This is a genomic window from Robbsia sp. KACC 23696 (assembly GCF_039852015.1).
Taxonomy (GTDB): Bacteria; Pseudomonadota; Gammaproteobacteria; order Burkholderiales; family Burkholderiaceae; genus Robbsia.
Genome location: NZ_CP156627.1, coordinates 820,916 through 833,351, shown reverse-complemented (window position 1 = coordinate 833,351; position 12,436 = coordinate 820,916). Strand labels below are relative to the sequence as shown.

The following is a 12,436-nucleotide window of genomic DNA, read 5'->3' as shown; positions in this document are numbered from 1 at the left end:
CCGTGACCGCGGCAGTCTTGCCTCACCCGTCGTCGCGGACCGATCGGGCGGAAAATGTCTAATGACCATAAGCGGGTTCGTCCAACACATGCACTTTCAGGCCCGGATCTTTCTGGATGTCGCTCTCTGAAAACGGCACTTTCAACCACGCCTTGCGTGCGTAACGCAGCGTCCCGCTGCCGCTGTCCGCGCGCGCCGGATCGTCCGACTCGCCGCTCGCCAGCAGCGTGTAAGCCTGCACGCTGCCGCCGATAAAGGTCACCGTTTGCATATAGCTATTGCCCAGCAGGTTTGCGCCGTTCTGCAGGGCCGATCCCGCCGGCGCCGGGTAAGCGCACGCGGCGGTAAAGTAACCCGGCTCGTTGCATCCGCCGTACAAGCTGACCGGCTTGCCATCGGCTTGTAGCGTCAAGCCCTGCCCCGCCGTCGCATCCAGTGGAATGCCCTGTGCCTGCATCGCCAGCACCGCAGCCCCGAACGCCTCGGCGACAGCCGGGTTCTCGACGTTCAGCCCGTTGGGGGTATCGATCGGGTGCGCGGCATCGAAGGGCGTCCGATACAGCTGCGCGCCGCCGATTTTGTCGACACGCGACCAAAGCATATTCCAGAGGCGCGCGCCCTTGGCCTGCGCATTGCCGGTATTGTCCCACGCGCTCAACACCCCACACGCGTCCTGGATATCGACGGTGCGCGCAGGACTGAACGTGCTGTGCGTCAAGCCATCGTGCGCCACCGACACCTGGCCCGCCGCGCAGACCCGACGCAGTATCGCCGTCTTGAACAGTTCGGCCGACAGCACGCGGCTGTTCAAGGCCATCTCGCGCACCGTTTCACTGGTCGCGCGGTTGCCAGGATAGCCGTCCGATCCGTCGAGCCTTTGTCGAATCAGCGTATAACCCAGGCGCGGCCGCAGCTCGAGTTGCTCGGGGGCCGATCCGAAAACCGCCGGAAAGCCGGTCATCGGCGCGGCGGGATTGGCGAGCCAATAGCTGTTGTTCATATTCGCCACGTAGTCGTGACGGAGCAACTGCGGCATGGCATCCGGCGCAAACGTGCCCGGCAGAACCGAACCGGGACTCGTCAGCCAGTTGCAGTCGGATCGGGAGCCGTCGAGGAAGGGCACGCCCGGCACGCTCTTGTCGAACGCCTTGCCCTGCGGCGTCGTGCATCGCGCCGCCAGCGTATCCGGCACGTTCGGCACCGCGCCGATGTCCGCATACCAGACGCGCGGGTCATGGCGTCCTATCGCGATGGTGTTCACCCATGGCATCGCCGCATACCGCTTCTGGATCCGAATGAAGTCGTCCAGCGAGCCTGCCTTGCCCCATTCCAGGAAATTTTGGAAGATCTGAAAATTGGCGGCGTTGACGTCGCGCAGCGCGAAAGCCTGTCGGTCGTCCCACTTTAATGCCGGCGACATCGTGCCGAGATTGATCAGCGGGCCGAAGCGTGTCGTGTAGAAGGTCCGTTCCGCCGTCGTCACGCGACCGTCTGCGTTGCGCACCGCCACTTGCAGTTTGACGGGCGTCATCGCCTCCGGCTTGCCGTCGTACAGATAGGTCGTCGGGCTGTCCGATCCGAGATGCAACTGAAAGATGCCGAAACGCCGCGCGGCCGAAACGGTGTGCGTCCACGCGATCGACCGATTGAAGCCGATCATCACGACCGGCACGCCCAGGAACGATGCACCGCTGACATCGATCTTCCCCGGAATCGTCAATTGGGCCTGATAGAAGCGATCGGGGCCGCGCCAGAACCAATGCGGATTGCCGAGCAGTAGCGGCGATCCCGTTGCCGTGGCCTCGCCGCCAAAGGCGATGCCATTGCTGCCGAGCCCTGGAATCCCCCCTGCCTGGAACCATTTCCGATCGAGCGACGTCGCGGCCTCCGTGACCGATTGCCCGGTTGCCGCGGACGGGGCGCCATCGCGTGGCCCTGCATCACGCAACGCGAGCGAGGCAGGCGTCGGCGTCGGCGGCTGCGCGGTCGCGATGGCGGAGACGAAATCGGCCGCGCCACCGGCCAGATTGGCCGCGTACAGACGCTTATAAACGTCGGTCTCGGTGATTTCCGTCAACCAAGGCGCGCTGCGGCATGCCTGCGCCTGATCGGGCCATTGGCCCGCCTTCAGCTCGCGGACGTAGCGGTTGTAGCCGCGCGCGAAACCGGCGATGAGCTGCGCGATCTCGGGCGGCTGCTTGGCTTTGTACTGCGCCACGACGGCATCGGTATCGAGCAACTTGAAGAAGAAGTCGGAATCGAGATTGGTCGGACGGCCCAGTGTCGACAAGACGTCGGGTTTGGCATCGGCGCCAAAATAGCGCGACCGCTCACCGCGATACGTCAGATAGGACTGCGCCATCGTGCAAAGGGCATCGGACGCCTGCGCATAGCCGTCGCCGAAGCCCAGGCCGGTCCAGGTCTCTGCCTTGATATGCGGCACGCCGTCGGTGGTTCTGCGGATCTCGACATGCAGCGCGGACGTATCGGACGTATCTGACGCATTCGACATAGCGGACGTGTCGCCATCCGCGCGATGCGTCGCGCAACTCGACATGCCCACGACGGTGAAGACAAGCACGATACCCGACGCGACAGCGACGGGCGTGCTGCGCATCCGCCTGCTGGCAGGCGCTAATGTGACAACGCGTCGCCAAACGCGCGCAAGACTAATCGGCCAATTCACCTAACAGATCCCTCATCGTGTCTAAATCGTCATTATTGGCATCGCCCTGCTGTTCGCGGGCCTCGGCGCAGGCTTGCGCGAGATCGTACAGCGCGGTTCTGGCAAAGAACGTCCGCAGCGGCACATCGAGATGAAGCAACGCGGTCACGTCGCGCTGCACCTTCATCGCAAGCAGGGAATGGCCGCCCAACGCGAAGAAATCGTCGTGCCGGCTTATCTGCGCCGCGCCAAGCACCTCGGTCCAGATGCGCGCCAGCGTTTCTTCGATTTCGCCTTGTGGCGCGGCGTATTCCTTCTCCTGGTGATCGGCGGCAGGCAAGCCCTTGCGATCGATCTTGCCGTTCGGCGTCAGCGGCAGCGCATCGAGCACGAGGATCGCCGACGGCACCATATGCGCCGGCAGCACGGCAGCGAGTGCCGTGCGCAGCACCTGTGCGTCGAGAACCTGGCCGACGTGCGCCGTGACATAGGCGATCAAACGCGCCCCTTGCACGCTCTCCTGCGCGCTGACTACCGCTTCGCGGACGCCGGCTTGCGCCGCCAGCTGCGCTTCGATCTCACCCAACTCGATACGGAAGCCGCGGATTTTCACCTGATGGTCGATCCGCCCCAGATAGCGCAATTGACCATCCTCGGTCCATCGCACCAGATCGCCGGTACGGTAGAGACGCGCGCCGTTTTCGTCGAAGGGATCGGGCACGAAGCGCGCCGCCGTCACGCTCGGGCGGTTCAGATAGCCGCGCGCCAAGCCACGACCGCCGATGTAAAGCTCGCCCGCCACCCCGATCGGCACGGGGCGCAGAGTGCGATCCACCACGCGTAGCGTCGTCTCGGCAAACGGTGCGCCGAGCGCCGGCAACGTGCCTTCCGACAGCGGTGCCGCAGCCGACCAGATGGTCGTCTCCGTCGGTCCGTACATATTCCACAGCGCCACCCCACGCCGACACAGCTGCGTCGCCAGCTCCTCGGGCAACGCCTCGCCACCGCAGAGCCCCTTGAACGAAGCCGAGGTCGATCGCACATCCCACGCCGTTTCAAGCAACATCCGCCACGTCGACGGCGTCGACTGGAACATCGTCGCGCGGTGCCGCGTCAGCAGTGCCGCCAGCGCATTACCGTCGCGCGCCTCCGCACTGGAGGCGATGACGACGCGCGCGCCGGTGATCAGCGGCAGATACAGCTCGAGCGCCGCGATATCGAAGGACAATGAGGTGACGGCGACGAGCGTGTCATCGGACGTGATCCCAGGACGGTCCTGTGCGCTTCGCAGGAAATTGCTCAGGGCACGGTGGCTGATCATCGTTCCCTTCGGATGCCCCGTGGATCCCGACGTATAAATCACATACGCCAGATGCGCGCCCTGCACCGCCGCGTCGGCATGCGGGTCGTCCGTCGGCTCGCCCGCCAGGTCCAAGCGATCCAACGCCACCGCCGTTACCCCATCCGGAATCCCCAACCGATCCACCAGCGCGGACTGCGTCAGCAACAAGCGGCAGCCGCTATCCCCCAGCATGTAGGACAGACGTTCCGCCGGATAGGCCGGATCCAATGGGACATACGCCCCCCCGGCCTTCAAGATCGCCAGCAGTCCGACAACCATGTCGATCGATCGCTCCAACGCGATCCCGACCAGCACGTCCGCGCCGACGCCCATTGCGACAAGCCGATGCGCGAGGCGATTGGCACGGAGCGCCAGTTCGCCGTAGCGGAGGGTCTCCGCGCCGCAGACAATGGCAACGGCATCCGGATGACGCGCCGCCTGGGCCGCGATCAAGGCGTGCACCGGCCGAGCATCGTCGAACGTCCGCCGGTTGCATCCCCACTGCGCCAATGCCTGCCGCTCGGCGTCGCCCAACAGGTCGATGGCCTCGATTGGCATGTTCGGCCGGTGCGTCAACGCGTCGTCAAGCGCCTCCACCGCCGTCCGCATATAGGTGCCGATACGCCGGGCATCCACCGGTCCCGACACATGGACGACCAGCTCGACGCGTGGCCCCTTGTCGTTGACCGTCATCGAGACGGGAAAGTTCGTCCGCTCGTGGAAATTCAGGACCGCGATGCCATCCCACGCCAGGTCTTGCTCGGGACCCGCGTCTTGAACGCCATGGCGATAGTTCAGCATCGACGAAAACAGCGGCGTCCCTGCGGGCAGGGCACTGCATCGCTGCGCCAGAGACAGGCTCGTATGCTCATGCCGTAACAGCTCGGCCAGCAACGCATGCGTCTGTTGCAGCGCACGCGCGACATCTTGCCCCGCGAGTCCGATCCGCACCGGCAAGGTATTGACGAACATGCCGAGCGCGCGTTCGGCGCCTTCGCCCGCCTGCATCCGGCCGAACAGCACGGTCCCGAACACCACGTCGTCGCGACCGCTTAGTTGGCCGACCACCACGGCCCACGCGAGGTGGGCGAGCGTTGCCACACTGACACCGGCCTTCCGCGCCTGTTCCCGCAAGGACGCCACGAGGACGGCGTCGAGGACCATCGTTTCCTCCCGCACGTCCGTCGCGTCGCCTTGTACATCGACCAGACCGAAGGGTGCGGTCGGCTCCTCGACATCGCTTAGCAGGCGCTTGAAGAATGCCAGATCGGCTTCCGGGTTCGCCGCCGACTGCAGCTGTTCGACAAACCGACGGAACGGCACCGGCGCCGGCAGTTGTGCTTCCCGCCCTTGCAGGATCAGCGTCAACTCCCCGAGCAGCAAGTCCTCCGACGTGTGATCCAAGGCCAGATGATGGCTCGTCAGCTGCAGCAACCAGCGGTCCGCCGCTTCGTCATGAACGGCGACGGCACGTACCATCGGTGCCTGTCCCACATCGATACGATAGTGACGCGGATCGATATGCGCGTTCAAGCGCGCTTCGACGTTTCCGGATGCGTCCGGATCCCACCACTGCACCGCCAAACGGGCGGTTCTTTGCACGACCTGCACCGGCTGCGCCAATTGCCGCCAGTGCACCGATGTCCGCAGGATGTCGTGGCGCGCGATCACCTGATCGACGCTTGCAATAAAGCGATCCAGGCGCGAGCGCGTCGTAAAGCTCAGCAGCTCCGATTGCACATAGATGTCCCCCTCGGCCTGAACCATGTGATGGAACAGGATGCCTTGCTGCAATGGCGCAAGCGGATAGATATCCTGGATATTGGCCGCGCCGCCGGGGATCGCTGCCTCCAGCAGCCGGATATCGGCGACATCCAATGTCACCAGCGACAGCATCCGCGGTTCGATCGCGACACACGCCGATGGAATGCCCTCTGCCTCTGCCGCCGACGCCTTCGTCGGATTGAGCGTCGGCACCGCGGTGACGGACGCCGCGAAGTCCATGAAGCACGGGCGTTGGAACAGGGTCTGCACATCCGCGGCCCAACCGCCGGCCCGGAGTTGTGCCAGTAACTGAATCGCCAGCAGCGAATGGCCTCCCAGCTCGAAGAAATTGTCGTGGCGCCCGACGCGTTCGATCGCTAAAACATCCTGCCAAATGCGTGCGAGCGCGTCTTCCACCGCGCCCTGCGGCGCCTCGTAGCCGCGCGTCTCGTAAGTCGGCTCCGGCAGCGCGCGACGGTCCACCTTGCCGTTCGACGTCAAAGGCAGCGCGTCGAGCACCATCAACACGGCCGGCACCATGTAGTCCGGGAGGGTTTCGCCGAGCTGGGAGCGCAATGCCTGCGACGTGATGGTCCGGCCACGCTGCGCGGTCACGTAGGCCAGTAGTCGCGTGCCCCCGGGCCCTTCCTGCGTCAGGACGACCGCCTCGCGGACCCCGTCGCGCGCAAGCAGTTGCGCCTCGATCTCGCCCAGCTCGATACGGAAGCCCCGAATCTTGACTTGATGGTCGATCCGACCGAGATAGTCGAGTTCGCCGTGCTGCGTCCATCGTGTCAGGTCGCCGGTCCGATACAAGCGTGTGCCCTTGTCGGAGAAAGGATTCGGAATGAAACGCTCGGCCGTCAGCGCCGGACGGTTCAAATAGCCGCGCGCCAGGCCCGCGCCCGATACATGCAGCTCGCCCGCCACGCCCACCGGCGCCAGATTGCCCGCTGCATCCAGCACATGGAGGCCCAAGTCCGATATCGCCTCACCGATGGGACTACGCTGTGCTTCGGTATCCGCCTGCGACACCGGGCGATACGTGACGTGGACCGTCGTCTCGGTAATGCCGTACATATTCACCAGGCGCGGCGCGGCATCGCCGAAGCGCGCCACCCACGCCGCGAGCGTTTGCGGATCGAGCGCCTCGCCACCGAAGATCACCACGCGCAACGGCAAGTCCGCGTCGTAGATCCGCGGCACCTGCATCAATTGCCGAAACGCCGATGGGGTCTGATTCAGGACGGTCACGCCCTCCCGGCGCAGCAGTTGCACGAACGCTTCCGGCTCACGGCTCACGGGATAGGGCACGACCACGAGCTTGCCGCCATGACAGAGCGCGCCGAACAGTTCCCATACCGAGAAATCGAACGCATAGGAATGAAACATCGTCCAGACGTCCGATGCATCGAAATCGAACCAGCGCCGCGTCGCGGCGAGCAAGCGACTCACATTGGCGTGGGTGAGCTGGGCGCCCTTGGGCCGGCCGGTCGAGCCCGACGTATAGATCACATAGGCGATATTCTCGCCATGCACCGCGATGTGCGGCGCGCTTTCCGGTGCGTCCGACAGATCGGTCCTGTCCAGTTCGATGATCCGGATTCCGTCGGGCACCGGGAGCGTCGACACGAGGTGCGATTGCGTGAGCAGCAAGCCGACGCCGCTGTCCTGCAGCATGTAGGACAGCCGGTCTTCGGGATAGGACGGATCGAGCGGCACATAGGCACCGCCCGCTTTCAGGATCGCCAGCAGTCCCACCACCATCTCGATCGAACGCTCGACAGCCAAACCGACACGGATCTCGGGCCCCACGCCACAGCGCACCAGTCGATGCGCCAGACGATTGGCCTGCGCATCGAGTTCGCCGTAGCGCAGCGCGCGATCGCCGCAGACGACCGCTATCCGGTCCGGAAGCCGGTGTGCTTCCCGCGCGATCCGTTCGTGCACCGCCATGCCGTAGGGATGCGCATCTTTCGCTTCGCCCCACGACAGCAACGCCGTGCGCGCCGCGCCGTCGAGCAGCGGGACATCCGACACGCGACACACACCCTCCGCCGTCATCGCCTGCAACATCGCGACATAGTGTCGACCCAACTGATCGATCGTCGCGACGTCGAACAATTCGCGCGCATAGGTGAGCGTGCCCGACAGTCGCCCGCGCGCATCCTCTTCCGTGTTCAGCGTCAGCTCGCACTGCGCCGCCCGATCGCCGGTGTCGTACGTCGCCACGTCGAGTCCCGGCAAACGGTCCAGCGCGCTGAAGTCGGTCTTCTGATGGTTGAACATCACCTGAAAGAGCGGCGTGTGGCCAAGACTCCGTTCGGGCTGTAGCGCATCCACCAGCATGTCGAACGGCAGGTCGGCGTGCGTCTGCGCACCCTGTGCCCGCGCCTTCACCTGCTCCAACAGCGCGCCGACGGTCGTGCCGCCGTCGAGTTGCGCGCGCAGCACCTGGGTATTGACGAAGAAGCCGATGAGGCCGGCCACCTCCGCGCGTTCCCGATTGGCCAATGGCACGCCGATGCGAATATCGGTCTGTCCGCTATGGCGATACAGGACCGCCTGAAACGCCGCGAGGAGCACGACGAACGGCGTCGTGCTCAGCCGTCGCGCCGTCGATCGCACGGCCTCGTCCAGTCCCGTCGGCAGCGTGATGTCGTGCGTTGCCGCGCGATAGGCGCCGGCCGCCTGGCGCGGTCGATCCACCGGCAATGCCAGCACCGGCTGCGCGCCGTCCACCGTCACGAGCTGTTCGCGCCAGTACGACAACTGCCGCCGCCCTTCGCCCGCATCGAGCCATTGCCGTTGCCACGCCGCGTAATCGGCGTATTGCACTGGCAGCGTCGGCAGCGTCGGCGTCGGCAAAGCGCCAATGCCGCCACTGGCCGTTTCGGACAGCCGCGCGCCATAGGCCGCGACGACGCGCTCGAGCAGCAGTTTTACCGACCATCCGTCGGAGACGATGTGGTGCATCGAGACGACCAGCACGTGCTCGCGGGCATGGCGTTTCGCCACGCCTACGCGGAGCAGCGGCCCCGTTTGCAGATCGAACGCTTGCCGCGCCAGGTCCTCCGCCCACGCCCGCGTCGAGGCGTCGATCCGAGCGTCCGTGGACAGATCGACATAGCGCCAGTCATACGGCATGGCCGCATGGATCACCTGCGCCGCCGACCCGTCCATTGCCGCCACGAAGGTCGTGCGCAGCGCCTCCTGCTGCTGAACCACGTCGTCCATCGCCGCGCGCAGTGCATCGAGGTCCAGCGCGCCGCTCAGCGTCAGGCCACCGGCGATGTGGTAAGCGCTGCTTTCCGGCTTCAGGTTCCACAGGAACCAGAGCCGCTGCTGCGCGTACGACAATGCGAGATGACCGTCCCGCGCGATCGGTAACAGCGGCGGTTCCGCTGTCGATGCCGTCACGACCAGCGCACGGGCCAGCTCGGCAACCGTTTGACACTCGAAGAGCAACCGCGCGCCGATCGACCAGCCGTTCTGCCGCGAACGCGCGACGATCTGCAGGCTCAGAATCGAATCGCCGCCCAGGGCGAAAAAGTTATCGTGGCGTCCGACCTGCGCTACGCTCAACACCTCGCGCCATATCAGCGCGAGCCGTTCTTCCACGTCGCCTTCCGGCGGCGCATAGCCGGCCAACTCGAACGCCGGTGCCGGCAGTGCCTGACGATCGACCTTGCCGTTCGGCGTCAGCGGCAGCGCGTCAAGCACCGTCACCACCGCGGGGACCATATAGTCCGGCAGCGCCTGCGACAGCGCGGTTCGGAGATCCGTCGGCGTGCATGACGCCCCCGCTTGCACGGTGACATAGGCGAGCAGTCTCGTGCCTTCGGCACTGTCCGAGGCGGTCACGATCGCTTCGCGCACGCCGGCCAGTGCCAGCAGGCAGGCCTCCACTTCGCCCAATTCGATCCGGAAGCCGCGGATCTTGACCTGATGGTCGATCCGCCCGAGATAGGTCAATTCGCCGGCAGCGCTCCAACGCACGAGATCCCCGGTGCGGTACAGCCGTCCACCGCGCGCGTCGAAGGGATCCGGCACGAAGCGTTCCGCGGTCAAATCGGCGCGGTTCAGATAGCCCCGCGCCAAGCCCGCGCCGCCGATATAAAGCTCGCCTGCAACGCCGACCGGCACCTCACGCAGCGCCCCGTCGAGGACACGAAGCTGGGTTGCCGCGATCGGTCTGCCAAGGTCGGGCCGCGCATCAACCGGCTGACACGAAGACCAGATCGTCGTTTCGGTCGGGCCATACATATTCCACAGCGCCACCCCGCGCGCGCGCAACGCGTCACTCAAATCCTGAGAGAGCGCCTCGCCGCCACAGAGCCCCTTCAATGCCTTGCCCTGCCACTCCGCGGCCAACAGCATGCGCCAGGTGGCCGGTGTCGCCTGCATCACGGTGGCGGCGCTGTCATCGAGCAGCCGTACCAGCGCATGCCCGTCCCGCGCGACATCGCGGGACGCAACGACGACGCGGGCACCCGCCGTCAGCGGGAGAAACACCTCGAGCGCGGCGATATCGAAGGACAGCGAGGTCACGGCAACGAGGCAGTCCGTCTGCCGCAACGCGAACGTCGCCTGCATGCCGGACAGAAAGTTGGTCAATGCCGCATGGCGGACCATCACGCCTTTCGGACGTCCCGTCGATCCCGACGTATAAATCACATAGGCCAGATTCTCCGCGTCGACGCGTCGCGTCGGGCGCTCGGCGGACTCGTCGGATACATCCACCGTGTCCAGCTCGATCGCCTCCACCGTCGCCGGCAAGCCGAGTTGCGCACGCACCGAGGACTGCGTCAACAGCAAGCCCACCTTGCTATGCTCGACCATATACGCCAGACGCTCGGCCGGGTATTCGGGGTCCAAGGGCACATAGGCGCCGCCCGCTTTGAGAATCGCCAGCAGGCCGACGACCATCTCCGCCGAGCGCGCCACCGCGATGCCGACGCAGACATCGGGGCCGACGCCGCGCTTTATCAAGCGATGCGCGAGCCGGTTCGCGCGCGCTTCCAATGCGCGGTAAGACAGCGGCACGTCGTCGAAGGTGACGGCGATACGCTCAGGATAGACCGACGCCTGCTCGGCAATGCGCTCGTGGACGCATGCGCCCGGCGCGGCATGCGCGACATCAGCGATCTGCGATGCGTACCAGGAAGGGTCGATCGGATTCAGATCTGCCGGGACCGGCAGCGCGCCGATCGCGCGATCCGCCTGGCCGACGACGATCTCGAGCCACTGCGGGTATTCCTCGGCCCAGCGTGCGGCCGTCGCGGCATCGAACAGGTCCGCGTGCATGACAATGCGACCATCGACACCGTCCGGCCCCAGCCCGACATGCAGCATGACGTCGAACTTCGACTGGTCCGAGCCCTCCTCCAACGGCTGCACCGCGAGGCCGTCGAACGCAAGCGAGACAGGAACGCGTTCGTCTCGAAAATCGAAACCGACCTGAAACAACGGGTGCCGATTACTCTGACGCGGAAGGGAGAGGCTGTCGATCAAGTAATCGAAGGGGAGATCGGGATGATTCAGCGCGCCGATGGCGTCATCCTGCACGTCTCGCAAGCAATGGCGCACGGTCTTGTCCGGTCGCAACCGCGCACGATACACCTGCGTATTGATAAAGAGGCCGATGAGGTTTTGCACCTCCGGCCAATGTCGGCCCGCGACGGGGACACCGACAAAGAATTCGTCCTGATTGCTGTATCGCGCCAGCAGCAATTGATAGGCGGCAAGACACGCGACAAACGGCGTCACCGATTCGCGCGCACAGAATGCCGTCAAGGCCGACGCGGTCTTCGCCGGCATCCGGAACACCACGCCGATCCCGCGCGCGCCCAGCACCGCGGGCCGACCGCGATCCGACGCCACGTTCAGCACCGGCAGGTCGTCGCCCAGATAGCGATGCCAATACGCGCGATCCCGTTGCGCCTGCTCGCCCGCGAGATAGTCCTGCTGGCGTAACGCGTAATCGGCATACTGGGTCGGCAACGGCGGCAAGGTCGCGCCGGATCCCGTCGCCGATAAGCGGTAGGCCAGGCCGAGATCGTTCGCCCATATCGCGTTCGACCAGCCGTCGGAGATCAGGTGATGCACGGCGACGACGAGACAGTGCTCGGACGCCGATGCCGAATACACGGCTACGCGAAAGAGCGCGCCACCTTCGATCGCGAAGGGGCGCATGGCCTCCTGTTCTGCTGCATGCAATTGCCATCCGTCGCGCGCGACGTCGGCGAGATCATGATGCGCGAACGAAAAATCCTTTTCGGCATGGACGATCTGATAGGGAACCCCATCGATTTCCTGGAACACCGTCCGCAAAATCGCATGCCGCGCGACCAGCATGCGGAACGCGTCCCGCAGACGCGCGACATCAAGCGGCCCGGTGATGGAAAAGGCATGCGTGATGTTGTAGGCGCAGCTGTCAGGCTCGTACTGTTGTAGAAACCAGAGGCGTCGCTGCGAAAGCGAAAGCGGAACACGCTCGCCTGGAGAAACCGCCGAACCGCGCGTTTTCTCCAGACCGCTATCCGCCATCAGCAATTCGATTAGTGCGCGATCCTCATCGTTCATATCTACTCCAGTATGCATACCATGTCCTGATCCGCCAATGACGAGACGCCCATCGAAAGCGACTCGATGGGCGTCTCTTT

At 65.1% G+C, this 12,436-nt stretch carries 2 protein-coding genes; both read right to left on the bottom strand.

Annotation, left to right across the window (positions count from 1 at the left end):
- Positions 1–58: 58 nt before the first annotated feature.
- Positions 59–2,617, bottom strand: coding sequence for a penicillin acylase family protein (locus ABEG21_RS18290; protein WP_347556847.1), 2,559 nt, complete (start codon positions 2,615–2,617; stop codon positions 59–61).
- Positions 2,618–2,669: 52 nt separating this feature from the next.
- Entirely contained in the window at positions 2,670–12,356 is a 9,687-nt protein-coding gene (locus tag ABEG21_RS18285) for an amino acid adenylation domain-containing protein (RefSeq protein WP_347556846.1), read from the bottom strand.
- Positions 12,357–12,436 lie beyond the last annotated feature (80 nt).